The 24866-nt window shown below is 54.7% G+C and carries 26 protein-coding genes; 15 read left to right on the top strand and 11 right to left on the bottom strand.

The window, feature by feature from the left end:
• Window positions 1-6: 6 nt before the first annotated feature.
• Complete coding sequence (gene pyrC / locus FNL37_RS02995) at window positions 7-1041, bottom strand: dihydroorotase (protein WP_159355079.1); 1035 nt, start codon at window positions 1039-1041, stop codon at window positions 7-9.
• Between the two features lie 53 nt (window positions 1042-1094).
• The gene (gene rsmI, locus FNL37_RS02990) at window positions 1095-1946 is read right to left on the bottom strand and encodes a 16S rRNA (cytidine(1402)-2'-O)-methyltransferase (protein WP_159355078.1); all 852 of its coding nucleotides are present in this window, start codon (window positions 1944-1946) and stop codon (window positions 1095-1097) included.
• Between rsmI and FNL37_RS02985 the strand changes: the two genes are divergently transcribed.
• From FNL37_RS02985 to FNL37_RS02965, 5 genes are read left to right on the top strand one after another with little or no spacing between them, the layout of a single operon-like run.
• The gene (locus FNL37_RS02985) at window positions 1938-3587 is read left to right on the top strand and encodes a penicillin-binding protein activator (protein ID WP_159355077.1); all 1650 of its coding nucleotides are present in this window, start codon (window positions 1938-1940) and stop codon (window positions 3585-3587) included. The two genes, rsmI and FNL37_RS02985, sit on opposite strands and share 9 nt — an antisense overlap.
• A 5-nt stretch (window positions 3588-3592) precedes the next feature.
• Window positions 3593-3928: a YraN family protein gene (locus FNL37_RS02980; protein WP_015830855.1), complete on the top strand. Its 336-nt coding sequence runs from the start codon at window positions 3593-3595 to the stop codon at window positions 3926-3928.
• A gap of 17 nt (window positions 3929-3945) precedes the next feature.
• Window positions 3946-4536, top strand: coding sequence for a phosphoheptose isomerase (locus tag FNL37_RS02975; RefSeq protein WP_159355076.1), 591 nt, complete (start codon window positions 3946-3948; stop codon window positions 4534-4536).
• A gap of 2 nt (window positions 4537-4538) precedes the next feature.
• Window positions 4539-5108 (top strand): BON domain-containing protein, encoded by a 570-nt coding sequence (locus tag FNL37_RS02970; protein ID WP_159355075.1) that lies wholly within the window; start codon window positions 4539-4541, stop codon window positions 5106-5108.
• A gap of 50 nt (window positions 5109-5158) precedes the next feature.
• Complete coding sequence (locus FNL37_RS02965; protein ID WP_013443041.1) at window positions 5159-5455, top strand: DUF3579 domain-containing protein; 297 nt, start codon at window positions 5159-5161, stop codon at window positions 5453-5455.
• Window positions 5456-5564: 109 nt separating this feature from the next.
• On the opposite strand, the gene FNL37_RS02960 is transcribed toward FNL37_RS02965, so the two are convergent.
• Together FNL37_RS02960 and FNL37_RS02955 are read right to left on the bottom strand one after the other, a co-directional pair.
• Entirely contained in the window at window positions 5565-6023 is a 459-nt protein-coding gene (locus tag FNL37_RS02960) for a TlpA disulfide reductase family protein (RefSeq protein WP_159355074.1), read from the bottom strand.
• A gap of 2 nt (window positions 6024-6025) precedes the next feature.
• A complete protein-coding gene (locus FNL37_RS02955; RefSeq protein WP_159355073.1) occupies window positions 6026-6646 on the bottom strand; it encodes a YqhA family protein in 621 nt (206 codons plus the stop codon).
• Between the two features lie 128 nt (window positions 6647-6774).
• On the opposite strand from FNL37_RS02955, the gene FNL37_RS02950 reads away from it, so the two are divergent.
• Window positions 6775-8334 (top strand): hypothetical protein, encoded by a 1560-nt coding sequence (locus FNL37_RS02950; protein WP_159355072.1) that lies wholly within the window; start codon window positions 6775-6777, stop codon window positions 8332-8334.
• On the opposite strand, the gene FNL37_RS02945 is transcribed toward FNL37_RS02950, so the two are convergent.
• Window positions 8331-9584 (bottom strand): sensor domain-containing phosphodiesterase, encoded by a 1254-nt coding sequence (locus FNL37_RS02945; protein WP_159355071.1) that lies wholly within the window; start codon window positions 9582-9584, stop codon window positions 8331-8333. The two genes, FNL37_RS02950 and FNL37_RS02945, sit on opposite strands and share 4 nt — an antisense overlap.
• A 169-nt stretch (window positions 9585-9753) precedes the next feature.
• Between FNL37_RS02945 and trxA the strand changes: the two genes are divergently transcribed.
• From trxA to FNL37_RS02925, 4 genes are all read left to right on the top strand, one after another.
• On the top strand, window positions 9754-10080 hold the full coding sequence (trxA, locus tag FNL37_RS02940; protein ID WP_013443046.1) for a thioredoxin TrxA: 327 nt from the start codon (window positions 9754-9756) through the stop codon (window positions 10078-10080).
• A 140-nt stretch (window positions 10081-10220) separates the two neighbouring features.
• On the top strand, window positions 10221-11480 hold the full coding sequence (rho, locus tag FNL37_RS02935; protein ID WP_013443047.1) for a transcription termination factor Rho: 1260 nt from the start codon (window positions 10221-10223) through the stop codon (window positions 11478-11480).
• A 176-nt stretch (window positions 11481-11656) separates the two neighbouring features.
• Window positions 11657-11899, top strand: coding sequence for a type B 50S ribosomal protein L31 (locus FNL37_RS02930; RefSeq protein ID WP_015830863.1), 243 nt, complete (start codon window positions 11657-11659; stop codon window positions 11897-11899).
• Window positions 11900-12031: 132 nt separating this feature from the next.
• Entirely contained in the window at window positions 12032-13681 is a 1650-nt protein-coding gene (locus tag FNL37_RS02925; protein ID WP_159355070.1) for an ArnT family glycosyltransferase, read from the top strand.
• Between the two features lie 55 nt (window positions 13682-13736).
• Here the strand turns inward: FNL37_RS02925 and modC are convergent, their stop codons facing one another.
• The 5 genes from modC to FNL37_RS02900 form a co-directional block, all read right to left on the bottom strand.
• Complete coding sequence (gene modC / locus FNL37_RS02920) at window positions 13737-14819, bottom strand: molybdenum ABC transporter ATP-binding protein (protein WP_159355069.1); 1083 nt, start codon at window positions 14817-14819, stop codon at window positions 13737-13739.
• Complete coding sequence (gene modB / locus FNL37_RS02915) at window positions 14806-15519, bottom strand: molybdate ABC transporter permease subunit (RefSeq protein ID WP_159355068.1); 714 nt, start codon at window positions 15517-15519, stop codon at window positions 14806-14808. Before modB ends, modC begins: the two co-directional genes overlap by 14 nt.
• Window positions 15520-15531: 12 nt before the next feature.
• The gene (modA, locus tag FNL37_RS02910; protein WP_159355067.1) at window positions 15532-16287 is read right to left on the bottom strand and encodes a molybdate ABC transporter substrate-binding protein; all 756 of its coding nucleotides are present in this window, start codon (window positions 16285-16287) and stop codon (window positions 15532-15534) included.
• 21 nt (window positions 16288-16308) lie between these two features.
• The gene (locus FNL37_RS02905; RefSeq protein ID WP_244948186.1) at window positions 16309-17829 is read right to left on the bottom strand and encodes an OprO/OprP family phosphate-selective porin; all 1521 of its coding nucleotides are present in this window, start codon (window positions 17827-17829) and stop codon (window positions 16309-16311) included.
• A gap of 131 nt (window positions 17830-17960) precedes the next feature.
• Window positions 17961-18296, bottom strand: a complete 336-nt coding sequence (locus tag FNL37_RS02900; protein WP_013443054.1) for a winged helix-turn-helix domain-containing protein — start codon at window positions 18294-18296, stop codon at window positions 17961-17963.
• 159 nt (window positions 18297-18455) lie between these two features.
• On the opposite strand from FNL37_RS02900, the gene moaA reads away from it, so the two are divergent.
• From moaA to moeA, 4 genes are read left to right on the top strand one after another with little or no spacing between them, the layout of a single operon-like run.
• Window positions 18456-19466, top strand: a complete 1011-nt coding sequence (gene moaA, locus FNL37_RS02895; RefSeq protein ID WP_159355066.1) for a GTP 3',8-cyclase MoaA — start codon at window positions 18456-18458, stop codon at window positions 19464-19466.
• 49 nt (window positions 19467-19515) lie between these two features.
• Window positions 19516-20094, top strand: coding sequence for a molybdenum cofactor guanylyltransferase MobA (gene mobA / locus FNL37_RS02890; protein ID WP_013443056.1), 579 nt, complete (start codon window positions 19516-19518; stop codon window positions 20092-20094).
• Window positions 20095-20097: 3 nt separating this feature from the next.
• Window positions 20098-20643, top strand: coding sequence for a molybdopterin-guanine dinucleotide biosynthesis protein B (gene mobB, locus FNL37_RS02885; protein WP_013443057.1), 546 nt, complete (start codon window positions 20098-20100; stop codon window positions 20641-20643).
• A 23-nt stretch (window positions 20644-20666) separates the two neighbouring features.
• Window positions 20667-21947 (top strand): molybdopterin molybdotransferase MoeA, encoded by a 1281-nt coding sequence (moeA, locus tag FNL37_RS02880; RefSeq protein ID WP_159355065.1) that lies wholly within the window; start codon window positions 20667-20669, stop codon window positions 21945-21947.
• A gap of 41 nt (window positions 21948-21988) precedes the next feature.
• Here moeA and FNL37_RS02875 read toward each other — a convergent pair whose 3' ends face one another.
• A complete protein-coding gene (locus FNL37_RS02875) occupies window positions 21989-22372 on the bottom strand; it encodes a VOC family protein (protein ID WP_013443059.1) in 384 nt (127 codons plus the stop codon).
• A 184-nt stretch (window positions 22373-22556) separates the two neighbouring features.
• Here FNL37_RS02875 and FNL37_RS02870 point away from each other — a divergent pair, with 184 nt between their 5' ends.
• Window positions 22557-24656, top strand: a complete 2100-nt coding sequence (locus FNL37_RS02870) for a TonB-dependent receptor family protein (RefSeq protein WP_159355064.1) — start codon at window positions 22557-22559, stop codon at window positions 24654-24656.
• Window positions 24657-24866 lie beyond the last annotated feature (210 nt).

Here is a 24866-nt window from a genome sequence, read left to right as displayed (position 1 = left end):
ATCTGGCTAAAGCAAACGCCAGCCTATGCTTTGACCTGCGCGTAATGGCACCAGTCGCTCCTCGCCCAGGGGCAAGTCGTCGGGCACCTGCCAGCTTTCTTTCACCAGCGTCACCGTGTCGGTATTGCGTGGCAGGCCATAAAAATCTGCCCCGTAGAAACTGGCAAACCCTTCCAGACGATTCAGCGCACCCGCTTCCTCAAAGGCTTCGGCATACAGCTCAATGCCTGCATGCGAGGTGTACATGCCCGCGCAACCACAGGCAGATTCCTTGGCAGATTGTGGATGCGGCGCGCTATCCGTTCCCAGGAAAAAATTGGGCGAACCCGAGGTTGCCGCCGCGACCAGCGCCAGCCGGTGATCCTCGCGCTTGAGGACGGGCAGGCAATAATGATGCGGTCGCATGCCGCCGCTGAACATGGCATTGCGGTTCATCAGCAAATGGTGGGCAGTGATGGTGGCCGCAATATTGTCCGGCGACTCCGCCACAAACTGCGCGGCTTCCCGCGTGGTGATATGTTCAAACACCACACGCAGTGCGGGGAAGCGCTGCAACAGCGGCCGCATATTGCGCTCGATGAATACCTTCTCGCGGTCAAACACATCCACATCGGCATCGGTCACCTCGGCGTGCACCAGCAGCGGCAGGCCCAGCTCCTGCATGGCTTCCAGCGCCGGCACACAGTGGCCGAGGTTGGTCACGCCGGAGTCAGAATTGGTGGTCGCGCCAGCAGGATACAGTTTGACGCCATGCACGATGCCACTGGCCTTGGCGAGGCGGATTTCTTCGGCGGAGGTTTTGTCGGTGAGATACAAGGTCATCAGGGGTTCAAAGCGATCCCCAGGTTGCAAGGCGGCCAGAATGCGCTGGCGATAGGCTTGTGCCAGGTCGGTGGTCGTCACCGGCGGACGCAGGTTGGGCATGACGATGGCACGGCCAAAGCGACGCGCCGTGTCGGGCAAAACCGCCTGCAGGGCAGCGCCATCGCGCAAATGCAAGTGCCAGTCATCCGGGCGGGTAATGGTGAGGGAGGAGGTCATGTCAGGCTTCCACTATCTTTCAAATTCAACAAAATAATTCAACTTCAATTCACTCAGTCTTGCGCGTCATTCAGCTGCAAGGCGAGTTGGTACAAGGCGTTCTTTTTACCACCGGTAATATCCACTGCCAATTTTACCGCCTGTTTCAGCGGCAGGTCAGCCAGCAGCAGGCGGAGTATGCGCTCAGCCTCGCGCGCATCGGCATCGTCTTCGGCTGGCGGTGCTGCTTCCACCAGCAGCACAAACTCCCCGCGCTGGCGATTGGCATCGGCCAGCAGCCAGTCATGCGCCTCGCCGAGCGGGCAACGGTGAAAGCTTTCAAAGGTTTTGGTCAGCTCGCGGGCAATGGTGATGCGTCTGAGTGGGCCCAGCACGGCGGCCATGTCCTGCACGCTTTCCAGCACACGGTGCGGGGCTTCATAAAACACCAGCGTGGTCGGTTCATGTTCCAGGGCCTGCAGCTGTTTTTTGCGCTGGCTGCCGCTGGCGGGCAAAAAGCCGACAAACCGGAATCCGTTTTCAGTAATGCCCGAGGCGGATAAAGCGGCAATCACCGCACTGGCGCCCGGCACGGGCACCACGGTCACCCCGGCTTCACGCAGAATATCCACCACCACGGCACCCGGGTCACTGATACCAGGCGTGCCGGCATCGGTAATCAGGGCGACGGACTGTCCGGCCTGCAAGCGTTCCAGCAGGATTTCCGCCGAGCGGTGCTCATTGTGCTCATGCACGGCCAGCAGCTTTTTCTGGATGGCATAGTGGGCAAGCAGGCCGCCACTGTGCCGGGTATCTTCCGCTGCAATCAGGTCTACCGTTTTCAGGGTTTCCAAAGCGCGTAAAGTAATGTCCTGCAAGTTTCCAATTGGCGTGGCTACAACATATAATGTGCCGATATGATTCAACGCTTACTCACTCTGCTGTTCATGTGCTTGTGGCTGAATGCGGGCCCGGCAGCCGCCGATACCGTCGCTACTGGCTCTCCCCTCAAGAAAACGCCCGAGACGCAATTCCGTCTCGGCATGGGCTGCCTGAAGAAACAGGATATTCCATGTGCGCAGCTGGCGCTGGCGAGCATTCCGGCCATGTCGCCGTATGCCAAGGTGTTGTCAGGCAACATCGCCGCCAGCCAGCAGGATTACGATCAGGCCTTGCTGATTCTGCTTCCCTTGCAAGCGGACAAATCGATATCCGCTGAGGCAAGCGCAAGTTTACACACAAGCTTGGCTCTCGCCTACGAAAACCAGGACGATCCATTGCGTGCGCTGGAGCAGTATGTCCAGGCGCAATCAGGCCTGGCGGGCGATGCACTGCTCACTGCACAAAAGCAACTGTGGCAGTTTTTGAGCAAAACCAACAAGGTCGATCTGATTGCCATGCGTGGCAATATCACCGACACCACCCTGCAGGGCTGGATAGACCTGGCGCTGGCTGGACAGGATGGCTTGAGTCAGGATGACGTCAACCAATGGCGCAACGCCTATCCAGACCATGTTGCCATGGATGAATTGCTGGCGGCGCTCATCGTCAGCAGCGCGACCAGCTCCGCTGCCAATACAGCCGCTCCCGCCGCCAACACCAAGGCTTTGAGCGGTCAGATTGCGCTGATCCTGCCGTTTTCTTCCGAAGCCTATTACCCGGCATCCGATGCTATCGAACGTGGTTTCGTTGCCGCACAGACCATTGCCAACAGCAATGCCGAAGTCAAGATTTACGCCTCCACAGGCGGGCGTGATGATTTCGCTGCCGTCTACCAGCAAGCCGTCAGCGAAGGCGCCAACTATATTGTCGGCCCGCTGACGCGGGATGAGGTGACAGCGCTGAGCGAACTGCCCGTTAGCCTGCCCACGGTGGCGCTCAATCAGAGTGACCTTGCCACCAGCAACCGCAATATCCATTTTTACGGGTTGGCTGTCGACAGCGAAGCCCAGCAGGTGGTGCGCATCGCGCGTGACCTTGGCATGCAGACCGCCACTATCGTCGGTACCGAAAGCAGTCTTTCGAACCGCATGATCAAGACTTTTAGTGATGCCTGGATAGCCGATGGCGGCCAAGTTAGCCAGCAATTTGGCGTCAATGAAGACACCGATATGAAAGCCCTGAAAAACGATATTCAGGCTCATCCCACCGACATGATCTTCCTTGCCACCACGGCCGATAATGCCCGCCAGATCCGCCCGGCACTGGATGCCGCGACGCCGACCTTTGGCCTGTCGCACATCTACGCCGGTGTGCTGGATAATGCGGATGATGCGCCGCTGCTGGCTGTGCGCTTTGTCGACATGCCATGGCTGCTGAGCCCGGACACCTTTGCCGCTTACAAACCGGCCGCACAGGATTTACCCAGCGGTGAAATGCAGCGCTGGTTTGCCCTGGGCGCGGATGCTTTCAGCCTGTTGCAAGCCGTGGTACAGCACCCTGGCTCGCCCGCCACCATCAAGGGTCTGAGCGGCACCTTGCGCCTGAATGCCGATGGCAGTGTCAGCCGCGAGCTGGCGGTAGCCCGATTCGGCCGTAATGGCATCACCGTAGAGCGCCTGCCTTAATCCACGTGAACACCCAGGGCACCGAAGCGGAAGAGCGCGCTGCCATCTATTTGCAACAGCATGGGCTCAAACTGCTGGCACGCAATTACCGCTCGCGTTTTGGGGAAATAGACCTGATCATGCGCGATGGTGTGAGCCTGGTGTTTATTGAAGTCAGGATGCGCAAAAGCGAGCGCTTTGGTGGTGCTGCTGCCAGCATAACGCCGGCCAAGCAGAAAAAGCTGGTTCTCACGGCTGAACACTATTTGCAGCAACATGGCGCCAGCGCTTGCCGCTTTGACGCCGTTCTGCTGGATCAGGCATACAACATCGTATGGATACGCAACGCTTTTGAAGCTTGAATGAAAACCCACAAGTCATGGACATCACAGAACGCATAGTCGGCCACTTTACCGAGAGCGCCAATCTCAAACTGCAACTGGGCGACCTGCTGGCGCGCCCTATTGTGGCGGCGGCCGAGATGATTGTGCAGGCCCAGCTCAACGAGAAAAAAGTGCTCGCCTGCGGCAACGGCGGTTCGGCGGCCAGCGCGCAGTATTTCGCTTCGCGCATGTTGAACCAGTTTGAAATGGAGCGCCCAGGCCTGGCCGCTGTGGCTATCAGTGCAGACAATTCGACGCTGACGGCCATTGCCAACCATGGGCATTTTGACCATATCTTTTCCAAGCAGGTGACGGCACTCGGCCACACCGGCGACGTATTGCTCGCCATCAGCACCAGCGGCAACTCCCGCAATATCCTGCGCGCCATCGAGGCGGCCAAGGACCGCAACATGACCGTGATAGCACTCAGCGGTGGCGATGGGGGAGAGCTGGTTGAACTTCTGACGGATGAGGATATCCACATAGGCGTCCCGCACGACAATGCATCGCGCGTACAGGAAGCCTATATTCTGATATTGCATTGCCTTTGCGATGCAATTGATTGCACTTTACTAGGAGTCAACTAACCATGCGTTTCATCACCAAAGCGTTTATCGCTACCGCCCTCGCCACTCAACTGGCGGGCTGCTTCCCTGCGATTGTCGGTGGCGCCGCTGCCACCGGTGTCATGGCGGCAGACCGCCGTACCTCTGGCATTTACATTGAGGACGAAGGCATTGAGCTGAAAGCTTCACAACGCATCTCCTCTGAGCTTGGCGAAAACATTCATGCCAACGTCACCAGCTTCAACCGCAATGTGCTGATCACCGGCGAAGCATTCAATGCAGAAACCAAAGCCAAAGCCGAGTCGATTGTGAAGGAAGTGGAAAATGTCCGCAGCGTGACCAATGAACTGGTGGTTGCGCCCAAGAGCTCATTGAGCTCACGCAGCAATGACACTTACATCACGTCCAAGGTCAAAGGCCGCCTGGTGACCGAAAACCGCTTCCCCGCCAATTACGTGAAAGTGGTGACTGAGAAATCCACCGTATTCCTGATGGGTCTGGTGACCAAGCAGGAAGCTGCCGATGCTGTGGATATCGCCAGCGGCACCTCAGGCGTGGAAAAAGTGGTCAAAGTTTTTGAATACATGGACTAAGAGCGCACTGCTATAATCCGGATATTATTGAAATTTTTGGCAAAACGACCATGAGCTTACCTGACGAAATCATCATTGAAGGCCTGACCCGCGCAGGCAAACCGTTCCGGCCCAGCGACTGGGTGGACCGTATGTGCAGCACCTACGCCACCTTCGGGCCAGATCGCAAGCTGCGCTATTCACCTTACCTCAAGCCACGCGTCGTCAATGGCGTGCGTTGCCTGGCGGTGGATCTCAAGCTCAAGGTGGTGAATCCGGAAGGCTATACCCAGCTCATGCATTTTGCTGAAGAGAACCAGCTCAATGTTCTGGATTCCGCAGGCAACAGCATTCCAACGCCAAACTAAGCGGTAAACACCATAAAAAACGCCACGTCGCAGCCTGCTGCGCGTGGCGTTTTTTTATGGGTGTATGCTTTATGGGTGCTATGTATAGACGCCGTCCGGCAGCAAAAACTTATTTCCCCGAAAGCACGCTTTCAATAAAGGCACGCGTGACCAGACCGCGCTTCACCTTCACCAGTTGTCCCTGCGGGTTATAAAAGTAGGTAGTGGGCAGTACGGTATTGGGGCCAATCTGGGCAGCAACCTCCGCGTCTCCCAGCACTATCGGGTAAGACATCAGCATGTCATCCACAAAATGGGCCACTTCGGCGGGGTTTTTGTATTCCCAGGCAACGCCGATCACGGCCAGGTCCCGCTTGTGCCGCTGATCATGCAGGTTAACCAGATCCGGGACCTCTTCCAGACATGGCGGGCACCAGGTCGCCCAGTAATTCACCAGCACCCATTTTCCCTTGTAATCCGATAAACGCTGCACCTTGCCAGAGGTATCGCGCAGTTTGAACCCGTCTTCCGCCATGCTGATGCCACTCAGCATGAGCAACATAAAGGCAAGCAGAAGGCGGGCGTACATGGTCAGGATTTCTCTGTGGTATGTGGCTGATGCTCGGCACTATGCTGAACAGGGTGCGGTTCACCATGGTGAGGTTCAGCATGCTGGGCAGAGGCGGGATGATGCTCGCCGCGATGCATCAGGAATAAAGCCAGCCCGATGAGGGCGATGCTACCGCCGAAAGTGAGAAGATCCTGCGGGTCGGTCATTTTCATTTTGAGCGCATGTTCAAACAGCGAAACAATCATGATCATGACGATGACCTTGGCCAGACGGTTCTTGAGATCATCCAGATCGTGAATCACCAGCACACGGCTGGATGCCTTGCTACCTTGGGCCGCATCAATATCGCTGATGAAGAGCTCATAAAGACCCAGCGAAAAAATCAGCATGATGGTAGCGAGCAGATAGCCATCCACCACTTCCACCACATGCGAGACGGTGTCATCGTGCAGGGTTTTGCGTATTTCATTGGTCAGGTCCGGGTCAGCGTAATGCGCGACATGCTTGATCAGGAAAAACACATCGACGGTGGCGATGTAGAAAATGGCAAAGCCCGCGAGCAAACTGGCAACCACCGCCAGCATCACGACAAAACGACTCTTCCATAAGATGCCCTCAAATACCTGTTCCAACCATTTCATTGCTGATGTTCCTATGTGATCCCTTGTTGCGGGCTATTCTAACTCATGACTGACAGAGCTTGCCGGGTTCACCGTGACAAAAGGCATCATAGGTCTTAACATTGGTTTACATACTCGTGGAAGGCAATATGGCATTAACACTCACTATTCCAGCACTTACCGACAAGCCCCTGATCCCTGCCGAGACACAGCCGCAAAAGCTGCAAACGCTGATGGGCCAGTGGCTGAAGTTGCCCATGCTGGAGGCCTCATCTGCCATGGCCGACGAGTTGGAAAACCTCAATCGGCAGGTCGTGCCTGCGGATGCCCGTTTTCGGGCGCTGGAAACCTATCGCCCGCTGGTTATCAGTATGAATCGACGCCTGGCAGGCATTTATGGCAAAGCCAGCCTGCCCTTGCCTGTGGAAGCACGTGCTTATGTCAAAATCGCGGAATCCTTGTGGCTGGAAATGGCGTATGGCTACAAAATTGCGCTGATCGACGAACAGCAGAAACTGTTCAAGATCAACAGCAACCCCAAGCACATGGCACTGCTATTGCTGCGCGCCTTTGAAGCCCTCAATGGCCTGATCCATATCTATTTTCAAACTTACTTTCCGGCGCCGGGCAGTGTATGGAGCGATATTCATCAGTTGTATCGCTATGCTGTCCAGGCCGAACTGCAAGACCTGCCCATTGAACAGGGTGAACGCAAAACCACCAGCATCAGCACGCAGTTCAAGCAGATATTGCTGATGGCACTGGCTGAGCCACAGAACCTGACACCGTCTGAGATTCGTCGCGTCGCTGACTATATCGAGCGCCACGCCGCCCTGGCAGAACTGCATGCCACCGGGCGCATTGAAAATCCGGCGGCGGTATTTCTGGTCAAGCTCAACACCGATATGCCACCCATTGCCTACAGCAAGCATGAGAGCCTGCCACCCACCGGCAGCGACCTTCTGCTGCTGACCATCCGCCTGGCGCGCATGGTGCATCAGCATATCCAGTTATTGCAGAAGAAAAACGCCATCATCAGCACGCATGAATTGCCGGATGATGCCACCGATGGGCGTTATATCGATCTCTTGCGCTACTTGCTGCAGCATTGGGGAAAAGTGCCCAAGCGCGTGTTCAAGCGCTCGCGCAAGAGCAGCAGTGTATCCATGGTTATCGGCATGCCTGCCGCGCATGCCCTGGCGAATCGCGCGTGGCAGGGCAGCAAACCTGCCAGTGTCGGCCGTACCGGTCTGCTGACAGAGCAACTGCAGGCGGCCCGCTGGGCGGTAGTCAACGTCAGCGCGGCAGGCATGGCCTTGCGCAAACCAGCCAAGCTCACCAGCCAGTTGCATGTGGGAGAAGTGATTGCAGTAAAAGAAGACCATATGCAGGGCTGGGCGACGGGCGTCATCCGCTGGGCCATGCATGATGAAAAGGACAATCTGGATATTGGCATCCAGCTCATTGCGCCGACCGCCAGGGCCATCGGCTTGCGCCGTCCGTCCCAGCCGTCTTTCGAGTTTGCGCTATTGCTACCCGCCATCCATGCCTTGAAGCAGCAGGCCAGCATTGTCGGGGCGGTAGGCAGTTATTCACCGGACCGTATCATGGAGCTGGATTATGATGGCCGCACCCGGCGTATTGTACTCACCAGACTGGTGGAGCGTACGCATGGCTTCGAGCGCTTTCAGTTTACCGCGCTGGATTAAGCGCTGACATCCCAATCCAGATCACAACACAGTACTTGCACAACGCCCATGGGCTTGATGGCGATGGATATCGTCAGGCAAAGCTCGCCAGTCGCAATGGACAGATATGGCCGCGTCATCTGCACCTCACCGGGATTGCCCAAGGCGCGACGCAGGTAAGGCCGCCGGATCCAGTTGGCTCCTGAGCCATCGGCCAGGGGCTGATAGCGCACGCTCATGATGGAGCGGCGACTTGGTGCTACTTCACTGGTGCCTATCTGCACGCCTTGCTGGTTAAGCAAATAGCAACGATCAACGCCAGGAATAGCCAGCAAGGTTTGCACGGCGCCGGATAGTGGCGCGCCAGCCTCTAATTGCTCAGACGCTTTGAGAAATGCAGCCACGGCATCCTGCATTTTCTGATGGCGAATCTCAGGCACGGTGGATTGCCGATAACCCTGGAATAATTTGGCAATAGATTCGGAGCGGGTTTCCTGCAGCAGATAGGGCGCAGGCCGACCGAAATAATAGCCTTGTACCAGGTCTACATCGGTATCCATGGCGATAATGGCTTCCTGCTCCGTTTCCACGCCTTCGATTAACACCAGGCTACCTGCCTCGTGTATCAAAGACACCACGCCAGGCAATACGCGACGTGCCACGGCCGTGCTCGCCGCCTGCGTAATCATGGAGCGATCCAGCTTGACGATATCAGGAGAAAGCCGCCATATACGCTCAAAATTGGAATGGCCAGCGCCGAAATCATCAATCGCCACCAGACAACCGAGATTCTTGTAAAACTGCACGGACTCGGAGAGTTGCGATTCATCTTCTATCGCTCCCTCAATGATCTCCACCACCACCATGGAGGGCGACACACCATAATGTTCCAGCAGATCCTGAAAGAACTGCCCATAGTGCCTGCCGTTCACAATCACCTGCGGATTGATATTCAGGAACAGCCATTGCCCGGCTTGGCCCTGCTGCATGAAATTATGCATGTGCAAGGCACGCGACAAACGATCCAGCTCGACAATCTCCGCCTCGGTTATCGCCTGCTCAAAAATCCGCCAGACCGGCAGCGCCTGCTGTTGCTCATCAAACGCGCGGATCAGGCCTTCATAACCCACCACCCGGCAATGCGAAAGACTGAAAATAGGCTGGAATGCACTACTTAAGCGCATTCCCTTGTAATTTGCTTGTGAATGCCCCATGTTGGGGATAGTGGCATCCTCGATCAGTTCGAGAATATCCATCAGAATTCTATTCATTTCGACAACACATGATTTTAGTATTGAACCTTCCCTGTAACCCGGCAATCATCAGCAATTATCATGCCGACATGAATACTTCACTTACGCGTCTTTTTTCGCTAGGATAGCGCAATACTTCGTTTTCACTATCTTAATTACAAGTCCCATTTTCTATAGAGGTTCACACATGAGCGACCATATTACCCATATTAGCGACAGCGCTTTCGAGCAGGAAGTGCTGCAATCCCAAGTGCCCGTGCTGGTTGACTACTGGGCTGAGTGGTGCGGCCCATGCAAGATGATTGCCCCTATCCTGGATGAAGTCGCAAAAGAATATGAAGGTCGCCTGAAAGTCGCCAAACTGAACATTGACGAAAATCAGCAAACACCTCCCAAATATGGCATTCGCGGCATCCCTACCCTGATGCTGTTCAAGAATGGCAATGTAGAAGCCACCAAAGTGGGCGCCCTGTCCAAATCCCAACTGACTGCTTTTATTGACAGCAATATTTAATACCGCTACGCTTGCGCCTGATTTTGTGTTACCGTGATTCTTAACTCCACGCGTCATTCATCCAATTAGAAATCAGGCGCTAATTCCCTAGCAGTTCACTGCACTCCCTGCAGTTTCGATTTTCAGCGAGCCCTCCTCTTATGCATTTATCCGATCTAAAACATCTTCCCGTGACCGAACTGGTCGAAATGGCGATCGCCAACGAGATTGAAGGCGCGAGCCGCATGCGCAAGCAGGACCTCATCTTCGCTCTGCTGAAAAACAAAGCCAAAAAGGGAGACAGCATTTTTGGGGATGGCACGCTGGAAGTATTGCAGGATGGATTTGGGTTTTTACGTTCACCCGACACTTCCTACCTGGCAGGTCCGGACGACATCTATGTTTCCCCTTCGCAAATTCGACGCTTCAACCTGCACACCGGCGACTCCATCATGGGGGAGATTCGCACCCCCAAAGACGGCGAACGCTACTTTGCCCTGGTAAAAGTCGACAGCGTCAACGGCGAAGCCCCAGAAAACACCAAGCACAAAATCCTGTTTGAAAACCTCACCCCCCTCTTCCCCACCAAGCCTCTCGTACTCGAACGCGATATTCGCGGTGAAGAGAATGTGACCGGCCGCGTCATTGACATGATCGCGCCTATCGGCAAAGGCCAGCGCGCCTTGCTCGTAGCCCCGCCGAAATCCGGCAAAACGGTCATGATGCAACACATTGCCCATGCCATTACCGCCAATCACCCGGACGTCAGCCTGATCGTGCTGCTGATTGACGAACGTCCGGAAGAAGTGACAGAAATGACCCGCTCGGTGAAGGGCGAAGTGGTTGCCTCCACCTTCGACGAACCCGCTACCCGCCACGTTCAGGTTGCCGAAATGGTGCTGGAAAAAGCCAAGCGTCTGGTCGAGCACAAAAAAGACGTGGTGATCCTGCTGGATTCGATAACACGTCTGGCGCGTGCCTACAACACGGTAGTACCAGCCTCTGGCAAGGTACTGACTGGCGGTGTGGATGCCAATGCATTGCAGCGTCCCAAGCGCTTCTTTGGCGCTGCCCGCAATATTGAAGAAGGCGGCTCGCTAACTATCATTGCCACCGCGCTGGTCGATACCGGCTCCCGCATGGATGATGTGATTTACGAAGAATTCAAGGGTACTGGCAATATGGAAATCCACCTGGATCGCCGTATGGCCGAAAAGCGCCAATACCCCGCCATCAACGTCAACAAATCCGGCACCCGCCGCGAAGAGTTGCTGATTGAAAAAGACATCCTGCAAAAAATCTGGGTACTGCGCAAACTGCTCTACCCCATGGATGATCTCGAAGCGATGGAGTTCCTGCTGGACAAGCTCAAGGCCACCAAGAACAACGCCGATTTCTTCGACTCCATGCGTCGAGGCTAAAAATCAGGGCAGCTTGCTGCTCGATCAGCGGAAAATCCCCTTTTTCTGTCACAACAGGCAACTTGCAGGCGAGTATTGCAAAAGAACTATTGAATCAATATAATGCTCACCTTTCGCAGTTGTCGCATGTGAACCACTACCCGCCGCACATACCGGCCAATTTGAGGTAAATGATTATGAAATCAGGCATTCATCCTGAATATCGCGAAGTTGTTTTCCAGGACATCGGCGCCGATTTTAGCTTTATTACACGTTCTACCATCTCCACACGTGAAACCATCAAGTGGACTGACGGTAAAGAATATCCACTGGTGAAGATTGAAGTTTCTTCGCAATCGCACCCGTTCTACACCGGCAAGCAAAAGATTCTGGATACCGCTGGTCGCGTTGAGAAATTCCGCCAAAAGTACGGCATGTAATTTCTTGTGCACATGCACGCAAAAAGGCAGCCTGGGCTGCCTTTTTCATTTGTGTCGCACCAAGCCCGGCCTATCGGCAGACTGGGCGCATGACATCGTATACACTGCAGCAGTAACCTCTTGAGATAGCACATGGCTTTTGAGCTGGAACATGACTGGCAAGGCAATCTGGCCACACCACGCGCCCGCATAGGCGAGAGCGCAAAAACGCGTTTGCTTATCCTCCTGTGCGCAGTGTGGGTATGCCTGGGCCTGATCAGCCACGCCCCCTGGAAGCCTGACGAATCCCAAGCCATCAATATCGTCAAATCCATGTTGCACGGCCATGCCCTGATTGCCCCCGTAGTCGCGGGTGACAGCACGATAGAAAATCCACCGCTGTACTACCTCAGCGCCGCTGGCATGGCAAAACTGCTACAACCCTGGCTACCTATGCACGATGGCGCACGCCTGGTAAGCGGCTTGTGGATGGCACTCACCCTGTTGCTGGTTGGCATGCTGGGCCGCGAATTATGGGGTCGCGGTGCCGGGCGCCAAACCACGTTTATCTTCCTGGGATCGCTGGGGCTGGTTGTTTCCGCCCACTTGCTGATGCCAGAGGTGGCAGCCCTCACGGGCTCCGCCATGGGCCTGTATGCGCTGGCACTGGCCAAGCGTCGTCCGTATCGCGCCAGTGCCTTGCTGGGCTCAGGCATAGGCATCTGTTTCCTGACGACCGGCTTGCTGTATGCCATTCCGATTCTGTTCACCGCCCTGCTGCTGCCCATTCTCTTCAGCACCTGGCGTACCCGAAGCTATGCCATTGTTCTCGGCCTGAGCATACTGGTGGCGGCCCCCTGGCTGGCCATATGGCCGCTACTGCTCTGGCACACATCGCCTGACCTGTTTGCCGCATGGCAACATTCCAATAGCGAGCTTTTCACGCAATCCAGCCATGTGTACTTCCTGAATACGCTGGCATGGTTTTCGTGGCCAGCACTGCCCATTGCGCTTTGGGGCTTATGGCGCTATCGCACGGTACTGCTGCTAAAACCCCGTTTTCAGTTACTGATTACATTCTTTGCCATCAGTTTTATCGTGATTGGTTTTGGTGCCAATACGCGCGAGATTTACGCCCTGCCCTTATTGTTGCCATTAGCCGTATTGGCCGGCGGCAGCGTTGAAACGCTGAAGCGCGGTGCCGCCAGCGCATTGAACTGGTTTGGTCTCATTCTGTTCGGCATGATCGGCTTCCTCATCTGGCTGGGGTGGTTTGCCATGATGACGGGCTGGCCGGAAAAGCTGGCCGAGCGCATGCAGTTTCTTTCCTCGATTCACCATCCGGTATTCAACTGGATTGGCTTTGCCGCCGCGTTCCTCATCACGCTGATCTGGCTGGCCGTTGTCATTAACGCCAAACGCTCAATACGCGCTGCGGTGACGGACTGGGCCGTCGGCATCACCATGGCCTGGAGCCTGCTGATGGCATTATGGTTACCGTGGATTGATACTGCCAAGAGCTATGGCCCGGTGATGAGCAGCATGCAAAAAACCCTGCCGGCCAATTACCACTGCATGGTGGAGCGGAATCTGGGTAGCTCCCAATACGCCTTGCTGGATTATTACCTGGGCATTCGCCCTCACGCCGCGGAATCGCATGCAGGTCGCCGCTGCGATCTTTATCTGATTCAGGATGAACGTGGCCGTGCCAAGTTCCAGCCTGGCCCGGAATGGAACATGATCTGGCACGGCAAACGCGCGACAGACCGCCGCGAAAGCTTCAGGCTATATCAGCGCAATTAATATTAACCGGGCCTCAAATGCCCGGTTTTCACATCCGCGACAACGCTCCTGCCCCTCACAAGGCCTGACCGTATAGGTGCAAGGCCTGGGTTTTAATCAGCGCATGCACCTTCATTCCCGGGCTTAGGGCCAGATCCTGAATGGCCTTTGCACTTACCTCAGCCACCAGCGTATGTGCATCCAGCGCCACATCGACCAGCATGCGGTGATCCACCTGCCGCATCTGGCCCAGCGTGCCAGGCAGCTGATTCTGTATGCTGATGCCTGAAACCGGCTCGCTCGCCAGAGCGACATTGGACGCCGCCGTGGAAATGGTGATGCGATCGCCCACCGCCCCTGCGGAAAGCGGGATAAACAGCGATTGGGCGCCGAGCCTGGCGACTGAGTAGCCTTCTGCCGGATGATGCGAAAGCAATTCCACCTGCAGCACATTTTCCATGCCCAGTGAGCGCGCCAGAGCAAGCACCTGGGTATCCCGCATCACATCGACAAAATCACCATAGCCAATCACGTGCCCCTGCTCCAGCACCAGCATGCGCGAGGTCAGTTGCAGCACCTCATCAATGGCATGGCTGACATACAGCATGGGGATATCAATCTCGTCGCGCACGCGCTGCATGAACGGCAGAATCTGCATCTTGAGCCTGACATCCAGTGAGGCCATGGGCTCATCCAGCAACAAGAGACGCGGTGAGCTCAGCAACGCTCGCCCAAGTGCCACCCGCTGCCGCTGACCACCCGAAAGTTGATGCGGCTTTTGCCGCAGCAAAGCGCCTAGCTCAAGCAGCTCAACAATCTGCCCTAGGCTGAAGCGACGCTGCTCACGAGGCAATCGATGGTAGCCATATTCCAGATTGCGGCTGACAGTGAGATGCGGGAACAGCCGGCTATCCTGAAACACCATGCCTATCCTGCGTTTGTGCAAAGGCAGGTCAATGCCGCGTTCGGTATCCATCAGGCATTCACCATCCAGCACCAGCCGCCCGGCATCCGGCTTGACCAAGCCTGCCAATGTCCCCAGCAAGGTCGTTTTGCCTGCGCCGGACGGGCCAAACACGCCGGTGACGCTATCATCGAGCGTGACGTTGACGCGCGTGGCAAACTCCCCGCGGCACATCGCATAATCAAGCTCTATCATCGCCACTCCCGATGCGACGCAAGGCGCGCTGTTCCATGACATTACTGAAATAAAGCGCCGCAAATGCCAATAACAAACTCAACAAGACTAGGCGCAGCGCAGGTATATCGCCTCCCGGTATTTGCGTATAGGTGTAGATCGCCAGCGGCAATGTCCGCGTTTCCCCTTCAATATTGCCCACAAAGGTAATCGTGGCGCCAAACTCGCCCAGGCTGCGGCTGAACGCCAGCACCATGCCCGTGAGAATACCGGGTAAAGCCAATGGCAGGGTGATACTGAAAAATACACGCACCGGATGTGCGCCCAATGATTGCGCAGCCAACTCCAGACCGCGATCAACCTGGCTGACGGCCAGACGCGCCGATCGCACCATCAAGGGCAAGGCCATGATAGCCGAGGCGACCACCGCCCCGATCCAGGTAAACGCGATACTGATGCCAAATGTCTCCTGCAGCCATTTGCCCAGGAAGCCCTGACTGCCAAACAGCAGCAGAAGCAGAAAGCCCGGCACCACCGGTGGTAGCACTAATGGCAAATGCACCACACTATCCAGCAAGGCCTTGCCGAAAAAGCGCTTGCGGGCCAGCAGCCATCCCAGCAAGACGCCGGGGATGAGAATCAGCATGGTACAAAAGAAAGCAACCTTGGCGGATAGCCATAAGGCCGCCATTTCCTCAGGAGTTAACTGCAATATCGACACCAGAACACGCCTTTAAAATAAGGGGGTAAATCCATATTTGCGGAAGATATCGGCAGCAAACGGGCTTTTCAAATACGTGAGAAAAGCGCTGTCGGCATTTTTTGCCCCCGCCACCCGCGCAACAGGATACACCACTGGCGCATGGGTCTCTTGCGGAAACACGCCGACAATCTCCACCTTGTCACTCACCTTGGCATCGGTCTCATACACAATCCCGGCCGCACACTCGCCACGTGCGACAAACGCCAGTGCCGCGCGCACATCCTGCGCGCCGACAATACGCGTTTTCACGCTATTCCACCAATTGAGATTGCCCAGCGCCTGCTTGGCATAAATACCGATAGGCACCGCCTCCACATCCCCCGTGCACAGCCGCCCATCAAACGCCTTGGCAAAGTCAAAGCCTGCATTAAAGTCGACCTTGAATCCACGCCCCTTGGGCGCAATCAATACCACTTTATTGCCGAGCAGATTGCTGCGTGAGGCGGCCTCAATGCGTTTCTTGTCCTGCAGATAATCCATCCACTTGGTATCCGCCGAAATAAAAATATCGGCCGGAGCACCATTTTCAATCTGCTTGGCCAAGGCGGAGGAGGCGGCATAAGACTGAGTCACTTTGGCCTCCTTCTCCTTTTCATAGGCCGCACTTATCTCGGCCAAGGCATTGGTGAGGCTGGCTGCGGCAAATACCGTCACCTTGTCCTCTGCAAGTGCCGAGGAGGTGATGAGCATGGCCAACAGGCTCCATGCAAACGTCATCTTTTTCATAAGATATTCCTGGGGTTGAAATTAGAAATCGTATTGCGCGCGCATGACCATGGCGTTTTCATGATCACTGCGCGTGCCATTCACCAGCACTGGTGTATCAAAATCCGTATGGATGTAATTCAGCATCATGCGGGCATTGGGCGTCATGATCCACTTCAGGCCTGCCGTCCATGAATCGGCCTCCGCGGTATAAATGTTGGTAGAAGTGTTGGCCAGCATGTTTTTGAAATCCGAAGCGTCAAATTTGCTGTAGCGAACGCCAACTTCCCAGGCCCCCCAACCATCTTTGCCCATGGCCATGTTGTTTTTGGGTTTGATACGCCCAAAAACGCCGCCTTTGTAGCTGTCGGCATACGACTCTCCTGTCAGCATCCAGGTGGCATTGATATACCAGGCCTTGATGTCATTATCGAAATTGCCGAGAGGCGCTGTGAGTTTGGTGCCCTCAAAATTGGTACGGATATATTCAGACTGCAATTTGATGGGGCCATAAGTAAGCGCGGTTTCCAGCCCCGCACGCCTGCGATCTGCATGCCCCAACTGAATGCCGGACACACTGAAAAACTGAACCCCGTTAGCTTCGGTGGACTGATTAATGGCTTGGGTAAATGCCGTAGAGGCTGGCGTGGTGGCCGGTGACAAACTACCGTCACTGAAAGAGGCGCCAATGTGAATGACGGCGTTGTCTATATTCCAGAGCTTGGCCAGGTTGGCATTGACGCGCCCCCCGACATCCTTTGTATTATCGACCTTGGTCGCTGGCGTATTTCCCGTACTGTTAATTTCGTCGTCGTTCTGCCCGGTACCATTCACGACATAGGCGTTGTAATTAAGCCATGGTAAAGGATCACCAAACACCATGACGCCGCGGTCATAGGTCGAGTTAAAAGAGGATCCATTATTGGTGGCGAGCGAAAGCTCGGTAAAGTCAGTGAAATTGGTGCCATAGGCACGCTCGAGCCCAAAAAACGGCTTGAATTGACCAATACGAATACGGGCCTGTTTCCACCAGTTGATATCCAGATACCCGTAGGTAAGCGCTGTAGTTCCGCGTGAGCCATCCGTGGCGTTGGCATACTCGCCTTCGATGCGCACGGCATAGTCTTTCAGGAAGGTAAATGTGCCGCCAAAACGCGCACGCCGAATACTGAACGTATCTTTTCTCCAGTCATTTTCCTCATAGTCGCGGTAATCCATTTGGACCCGCCCATTGATCTGCAACTTCCAGTTGCCACTGGCATCATCAAACACCAGACCATCTTTGAATGCTGCATAGACGGGGCTTCCCTCGCTCTTGCCCTTTTCTTCGGTTTTGGCGATTTTGGATTGGCTGATCTGATTTTCAATGCCGACCAGCTCTTTGGTGAGCATCTCAATTTGCTTGTCTTGCTCAGCGCGTTGCTGCTGCATTTGCTGCATCATCTGTTCAAGCTGGCGAATGCGGGTTTCCGGATCCGCCTCAGCCGCCATTAGCGCAGGGGCAAGTGTGGAGAAAAGACTGGCTACCATGAAAGAAATCGTGCGTCGTTTGTACGTTTGCATATTGACTCTCCCTGAATGTATTTATTAAGAAATTAGGTACAGCATCATACTACCGCTATTTCCATTCGGGAATAGCGATTCGTATTGGAACAGCACATCAACTACCGCAGACTATCTTGTTACCCCTATACTTAAACGGCAAAATCCATGAGTTGCTGTAACTCGGCAGCCGCTGCCAGCTCACTTTTGCGCACCAGCTCTTCATAGCATCGAAGAATATGAAAACCGAATTCCGTCACTTTGGCGCCGCCGCCATTTGCCCCACCCATCGCGGTTTCCACCAGCGGCAATCGATAACATGCATTCATCGCATCCACCAGCTGCCAGGCACGGCGATAGGACATTTTCATGGCTTTTGCTGCGCCTGAAATGGATCCGGTAGATTCAATCGCACGCAGCAGATCGGCCTTGCCTGGGCCCATGGCAGTGACATTGCCGTGGGAAATCCGGATTTTTAACTTGGGCATAGGCGTGATCTCCGTTTTTTGCGTTTAATCATTATGAGCATAATGCCAAATTCGTGGTCCAACATCATAACTCCCGGTGCCGCATTGCGTCGTTTTGCATTGTGCTGACGGGGGTAAAGTCTTAAAATTCAAGGTCTCGCTGCAAGGCACTGGCATTTTATGGGTAAACAGCTGCACATTCCGGACGCATTGATAGACCAGTTTGGTCGCAAGGTGGACTATATACGCCTGTCGATCACGGATCGCTGTGATTTTCGTTGCGTCTACTGCATGGCAGAAGACATGACCTTCCTGCCTCGCGATGAAGTGCTGAGTCTGGAAGAATGTGCCCGCCTGGTCAAAATTTTCGTGCAGATGGGGGTTAGCAAAGTGCGTATTACCGGCGGTGAGCCGCTAGTGCGTAAAAATGCCCAATGGCTGTTTGAAGAAATCGGCCATCTGCCCGGCTTGAAAGAACTGGTGGTCACGACCAATGGTTCACAACTCGAACATCAGGCTGCCGCATTGCGCAAAGCGGGGGTGAAACGCATCAACATCAGCGTGGATAGCCTCAACGCCGAGCGTTTCCGCAACATCACTCGCGTCGGCGATTTGAGTAAAGTGCTGCGTGGCATTCAGGCAGCGAAAGAAGCCGGCTTCGACAATATCAAACTCAACAGCGTGATCATGCGCGGCGTCAATGATGACGAAGCGCTGGATCTGTTGCATTTTGCCATTGATCAGCAGATTGATATTTCCTATATCGAAGAGATGCCTTTGGGCGCGGTGGATCATGCGCGCGGCGACACCTATGTAAGCAATGCCGAAACCTTGAAACGGCTGCAGCAGCATTACTCCATGATCAGCAGCACCGAAAGCACCGGCGGCCCGGCCCGCTACTGGCGGATTCCAGGCACGGCAACGCGCGTGGGGTTCATTTCGCCCCACAGCCATAATTTCTGTGAGTCCTGTAACCGGGTGCGCATTACCTGCAAGGGCGAACTTTACCTGTGCCTCGGGCAAGACCATATGGTGGAACTGATGCCCTTGCTACGCGAGCATCCCCACGATGACCAACCGGTGGTGGATGCGATTGTGAACAGCATGCAGATCAAACCTAAGGGTCACGACTTTGATCTGGCACGCGCACAACCTGCCGTTGTGCGCTTCATGTCGGTCACCGGCGGCTAAGCGCCAACCGGCTTTTATCTGACGAATAACTAAACAGGGAAACTTAATTATGTCCATTACCGCAGTTGTACTGGCCGGGGGCAAAGGTCGTCGCATGGGTGGTGTCGACAAAGGCATGGTCGAATTTCTCGGCAAGCCGATGGTGGCGCATGTCATCGAGCGCCTGCGTTCGCAAACGCCGGAAATTCTGATCAATGCCAACCGCGAAATTGAACGCTATGCGGCGTTCGGTTTCCCCGTGATTCAGGATGACATTCCAGACTATGCCGGCCCGCTGGCAGGCTTGCACAAGGCCATGACCACCACCGAATCCGCCTACATCCTCACCGTGCCCTGCGATGCGCCATTGCTGCCCCGCAACCTGCTGGCCAAGCTGATGGATAGCATGATGGCGCATGATGCCGATATTGCCATCGCCAAAACCGGCATGCAGGCACATCCGGTCATCAGCCTCTGTCGTCGCGCCCTGTTGCCCAGCCTGACAAAATACCTGCAAGAAGGCGGTCGCAAGGTCGATACCTGGCAGCAAGGGCATGAAGTCGTGGAAGTCCAATTCAGCCAGCATCCGCTGGCATTCAGCAACATCAACACCAGCGATGAGTTGCTGACCCTGGAACAGGCAGCCTGAGCCATGCCCAATGTTGCCGCCCATCACCAGCGCCCCAGACTTCTGGGCTTTTGCGCGCAGGCGAGCGGTAGCGGCAAAACCACCCTGCTCACCGCCCTGATACCGGTGCTGATCGCCCGTGGCTTGCGTATTTCCGTCATCAAGCATGCCCACCATCAGTTTGATATTGATCACCCGGGCAAAGACAGCTATCGCTTGCGCGAAGCTGGCGCCGTGCAAACGCTGGTTGGGTCCAGCCGTCGCTGGGCGCTGATCACCGAGTTGGAGCGGGCGGGCAAGCCTGAGCCTGAACTGTTTGAGCTGGTCGATCATATCGACCCTACCATGTGCGATCTGGTACTTGTCGAAGGCTTCAAGCTGGCGAATATCCCCAAGATCGAAATTCACCGCCCTTCTCTCGGGCACCCACTGCTGGCAGATCAGGATCACAGCATTATTGCCATTGCCAGCGACGTGCCTTTTGAACATACCCTGCGCGTGCTTGACCTCAATCAGCCCGCCGAGATCGCCGACTACATACGTCTGTGGCTATCGACCACCCCTCATTAATTTCACTTTAGCGCCCATCCAAGATGTCCGAAAAACCCCTCGCAGACCTTGCCCGTAGCCCCAGCTGTGCCGATGACTACGACCCCAACTCCATGTCCGTTGAAAAGGCGCGCGACTATATCAGGCGCTACCTCAGCCCGGTAAGTGAAACAGAAACCCTGCCCGTACGGGAAAGCCTGGGCCGCATTCTGGCTGCCAGCATTAGCTCGCCCGTGAATGTCCCCAACCATGACAACTCCGCCATGGATGGCTATGCCGTGCGCACGGCGGACGGTCAAAGCGACGGCGAAACCCGCCTCAAGATTGTCGGCACGGCCTATGCCGGCCAGCCCTGGGCAGGTAGCCTGCAAGCGGGGGAATGCGTCCGCATCATGACTGGCGCAGTGATACCGGCAGGTGCCGATGCCGTCATCATGCAAGAGCGCGTGGTGCAGGAGGGTGACACCATGCGACATGCTGAGCAGCCCAAACCCGGCAGCAATATCCGTCTTGCCGGGGAAGATCTGCGTGCAGGTGAAGTAGTACTACCGCAGGGGCATCTCATGCACAGTGCCGACCTGGGTTTGATAGCCTCGCTGGGGATTGGCGAAGTCAGTGTCTATCGCCGTCTCAAAGTCGCTTTTTTCTCCACCGGCGATGAGCTGGTCAGTGTCGGCCAAGCCTTGCAGGCAGGACAAATATACGACAGCAATCGCTACACCCTGCACGGCATGTTAACCCGCATGGGGGTCGAGATCATCGATCTGGGCGCCATCAAGGATGATCCGCAGCTGCTGGAGCAGGTGCTGACCAAGGCGGCGACGGAAGCCGATGTGGTCATTACCAGCGGTGGGGTTTCCGTGGGCGAGGCCGACTACATGAAACAATTGCTGCAAAAGCTGGGCTCGGTGCTGTTCTGGAAAATCGCCATGAAACCCGGCCGCCCGCTGGCGTACGGCAAAATTGGTAGCGCGCATTATTTCGGCTTGCCTGGCAATCCGGTCGCTGTCATGGTGACCTTTTACCAGTTTGTGCGCGAAGCCATGCTGGTGCTGATGGGACAAGCATCGCCGCCGCCATTGCCAATGCTGCAGGCCATTTGTGTGGAAGAGATACGCAAAGCCAAAGGCCGCACCGAGTTTCAGCGCGGCATTTTATTTGCCGATGCAGATGGTACCTGGAAAGTCAAAACCACAGGCGCGCAAGGCTCAGGCATGCTGAGTTCCATGTCGCGCGCCAATTGCTTTATTGTGCTGGATGAAGACACGGGCAGCCTGCCCGCGAATCAACTGGTCAGAGTGCAGTTGCTGGAAGGCATTATTTAAAATTCACTATCAGGCTGGCCTATCCAAAGGCCAGCCCGGCCTTAACTCTCGTCGAAGTTAAACTCAACGCCGTTGCCAAACGGATCCTTGAAAAAAATCTGCCTGACATTGGTCGCCTTGACGACACGGCTGCCAAACTGAACGCCATGGGCCTGAAGATGTTGCTCCATGGCGGCATAATCCGTGCAGGTAAAAGCCACATGATCAAACGTGGTTTGCACATTCAACGCGGGTTCCACCCCCTCTTTCACTTCCGACAAATGCAGCACGTCTTTGGCACCGGCATATAACCAGTAGCCAAAGCTGCTGAGCCCAGGACGCTCGCCCAAGGTCAAGCCCACCACCCTGGTGTAAAAGTCGAGCAACACTGCCATCTGCTCGCGCGTCGCCCGCAAGTTGTAATGATTAAATCCGGTAACGGCCACAAGATGTCCTTTTTGGTAGGTCAGGCTGAATATTCTACACCTCCAGGGGCACCGCCTGCTTGACCCAACACTATCCACTACAGCTTCGAATCATAATGAAGATTCATGATTATCCTGATGCGCTCAAGCCACCGAATGTACTATGCTCCGCCCATTACAAAAATTAACTTTTCAAGGGAGCATCATGTTCATCCGAAAAACACTGCCATACGCCGTTTTGAGCGCATGCGCCTTTGCCCAACCCGGCATGGCCGCTGAAACCACCGATACCGGTCACGAAGAGCGCATTTCCATCCTGGCCCCCATCGTGGTCACCGCTACCCGTCAAGCGCAGGATAGTTTCGACCTGCCGGTGGCGATTGATGTTGTTGAAAAAGAAAACATACAGGACGGTCAGGCCCGCATGACGCTGTCAGAAAGCCTGATCCGCGTCCCCGGCATCACCGCACAAAACCGCACGCAGATGGCGCAAGACCCGCAAATCTCCACCCGTGGCTTTGGCGCCCGCTCATCGTTTGGTGTGCGTGGCGTGCGTGTGTACGTTGATGGCATTCCGCTGACCATGCCCGATGGCCAGGGCCAGCCAGGGATAATGGATCTTGGCGTTGTAAACAATATCGAAGTCATGCGCGGCCCTTTTTCTGCTCTTTATGGAAACTCCTCTGGCGGTGTTATTCAGATGCTCACTGAAGATGCTCCAAAAACGCCAGAAGTCTCCGCAGGCGTCATGTTTGGCAGTTATGATACCAAGCAGGAGAATGTTCGGGCCGCAGGTAATGCTGACGGCATGGAATATCTGATTAACTATTCTCAATATTCATCTGATGGGTACCGCGACCATAGTGCCAATGACAAAAAGCAAGGCACTGCCAAATTCAAGTTCAATCTGAATGAGGACACCAAGCTAACTACTCTAGTCAATTGGTTTGATCAGGATGCTCAGGACCCTCTCGGCTTAACCAGAGAGCAAGCCTTCAGCAACAGGAAAAGTGTGGTCAACGCCGCAAACAATGCAAACACGAAAGTCAGCCGAAGTCACACGCAAGTTGGTTTCAAACTTGAACATCAACTTAATGCAGACAATGCTCTCGTTTTAACTAGCTATGTTGGCTCACGTGAAAACCAGCAGTATCTGCCAAGAAATCCGCTTGGGACACTGGGCCGCATAAGCGAGATATCTCGTGAATTCTGGGGGACGGACGCCCGATGGGACAATCAAGGTCATCTGTTGGGAAAACCGTATGCTTTAAGCGTAGGTACCACTTACGGCAAAATGAACGATGATCGGGTAGACACCAACACCGCTAATGGCGTGAGTACCGGCATTCTGAACAGAACCGAAAAAAACATTGCGAGCAATTTCGATCAATATATTCAGGCACGCTGGTCTGTTCTCGAAAGCTTGGACTTGCATGCGGGGATACGTCGCACAAAAGTCAGCCTTGAAGTCGATGACCAATTACTAACCAATGGCGACAGTAGCGGGAATGTATCCTACCGAAAAACAACCCCCGTCATCGGCGCCATTTGGAAAGTAACCCCGACCCTGAATCTCTACGCCAACTATGGAAAAGGATTCGAAACACCTACATTCGTTGAGGTGGCTTATGCCAGCACTGTTATCAGCAGCACCCCAAATTTAAATCTCAAGCCCAGCGAAAGCCGTAATTTTGAAGTTGGTGCAAAAGCATTTCTTGGAGATAACACACGCGCCAATCTTAGCCTGTTCAAGATCATGACTGACGATGAAATCGTGCTTGCAAATACAGTTAATGGCATTTCTGTATATACGAACGCAAACAAGACATCACGTAACGGTGCGGAGTTGTCAGTTGAATCAAAACTGCCACATAACTTCACCTTATATGGTGCGTACACTCTGCTAAACGCAAAATTTGATTCGGATTACACCACCGTAGCCAATGGCCTTATTGCATCGGGCAACGTCATTCCTGGCACTTACCACACGCAGATTTACGCCGAAGCCGCCTGGAAGCATATCGAGTCCGGTTTCCGCACCGCATTCGAAGCGCGTCACAACAGCAAGGCGTATGTCAACGATACCAATACCGATAGCGCACCGTCGTACACCATCTTCAATGTACGCGCAGGCTTTGAGCAACAGCTCAAGAGCTGGCGCTTCAGCGAGTTTGTCCGTGTTGAAAACATTTTCGACAAGGATTACATTGGTTCTGTACGGGTAAATGATGGCAACAGCCGCTTCTTTGAACCGGCAGCTGGCCGTAACTGGCTGTTGGGTCTGAACGCCAATTATCGTTTTTAATAGACGGTAAAACGACTGGGCTGGCTTAAGTAACTTCAGTCACAGACGCCATCTGCCAAAGTCGGCTAAGCTACAAGGCATCTCTATCATCGTATAGTGATGCCTTGTGTTTTTTTAAGGCTGCTACACGCAAAAACGATGCAAGCGCGACTGCCGAATGTCATCGCCATTCTTATGTCTAAGCGCTATCTATTATAAAAACAGTGTTCT

It is taken from the genome of Methylovorus glucosotrophus (assembly GCF_009858335.1).
Taxonomy (GTDB): Bacteria; Pseudomonadota; Gammaproteobacteria; order Burkholderiales; family Methylophilaceae; genus Methylovorus; species Methylovorus glucosotrophus.
This window is presented reverse-complemented; position numbering and strand designations above follow the sequence as displayed.

Bases quoted from the DNA above. Each gene is read 5' to 3' on its own strand.
- pyrC (WP_159355079.1), bottom strand. From the start codon at position 1,041: ATGACCTCCTCCCTCACCATTACCCGCCCGGATGACTGGCACTTGCAT.
- FNL37_RS02985 (WP_159355077.1), top strand. From the start codon at position 1,938: ATGATTCAACGCTTACTCACTCTGCTGTTCATGTGCTTGTGGCTGAAT.
- FNL37_RS02975 (WP_159355076.1), top strand. From the start codon at position 3,946: ATGGACATCACAGAACGCATAGTCGGCCACTTTACCGAGAGCGCCAAT.
- FNL37_RS02970 (WP_159355075.1), top strand. From the start codon at position 4,539: ATGCGTTTCATCACCAAAGCGTTTATCGCTACCGCCCTCGCCACTCAA.
- FNL37_RS02965 (WP_013443041.1), top strand. From the start codon at position 5,159: ATGAGCTTACCTGACGAAATCATCATTGAAGGCCTGACCCGCGCAGGC.
- FNL37_RS02960 (WP_159355074.1), bottom strand. From the start codon at position 6,023: ATGTACGCCCGCCTTCTGCTTGCCTTTATGTTGCTCATGCTGAGTGGC.
- FNL37_RS02955 (WP_159355073.1), bottom strand. From the start codon at position 6,646: ATGAAATGGTTGGAACAGGTATTTGAGGGCATCTTATGGAAGAGTCGT.
- FNL37_RS02950 (WP_159355072.1), top strand. From the start codon at position 6,775: ATGGCATTAACACTCACTATTCCAGCACTTACCGACAAGCCCCTGATC.
- FNL37_RS02945 (WP_159355071.1), bottom strand. From the start codon at position 9,584: ATGAATAGAATTCTGATGGATATTCTCGAACTGATCGAGGATGCCACT.
- trxA (WP_013443046.1), top strand. From the start codon at position 9,754: ATGAGCGACCATATTACCCATATTAGCGACAGCGCTTTCGAGCAGGAA.
- rho (WP_013443047.1), top strand. From the start codon at position 10,221: ATGCATTTATCCGATCTAAAACATCTTCCCGTGACCGAACTGGTCGAA.
- FNL37_RS02930 (WP_015830863.1), top strand. From the start codon at position 11,657: ATGAAATCAGGCATTCATCCTGAATATCGCGAAGTTGTTTTCCAGGAC.
- FNL37_RS02925 (WP_159355070.1), top strand. From the start codon at position 12,032: ATGGCTTTTGAGCTGGAACATGACTGGCAAGGCAATCTGGCCACACCA.
- modC (WP_159355069.1), bottom strand. From the start codon at position 14,819: ATGATAGAGCTTGATTATGCGATGTGCCGCGGGGAGTTTGCCACGCGC.
- modA (WP_159355067.1), bottom strand. From the start codon at position 16,287: ATGAAAAAGATGACGTTTGCATGGAGCCTGTTGGCCATGCTCATCACC.
- FNL37_RS02905 (WP_244948186.1), bottom strand. From the start codon at position 17,829: ATGCAAACGTACAAACGACGCACGATTTCTTTCATGGTAGCCAGTCTT.
- FNL37_RS02900 (WP_013443054.1), bottom strand. From the start codon at position 18,296: ATGCCCAAGTTAAAAATCCGGATTTCCCACGGCAATGTCACTGCCATG.
- moaA (WP_159355066.1), top strand. From the start codon at position 18,456: ATGGGTAAACAGCTGCACATTCCGGACGCATTGATAGACCAGTTTGGT.
- mobA (WP_013443056.1), top strand. From the start codon at position 19,516: ATGTCCATTACCGCAGTTGTACTGGCCGGGGGCAAAGGTCGTCGCATG.
- mobB (WP_013443057.1), top strand. From the start codon at position 20,098: ATGCCCAATGTTGCCGCCCATCACCAGCGCCCCAGACTTCTGGGCTTT.
- moeA (WP_159355065.1), top strand. From the start codon at position 20,667: ATGTCCGAAAAACCCCTCGCAGACCTTGCCCGTAGCCCCAGCTGTGCC.
- FNL37_RS02870 (WP_159355064.1), top strand. From the start codon at position 22,557: ATGTTCATCCGAAAAACACTGCCATACGCCGTTTTGAGCGCATGCGCC.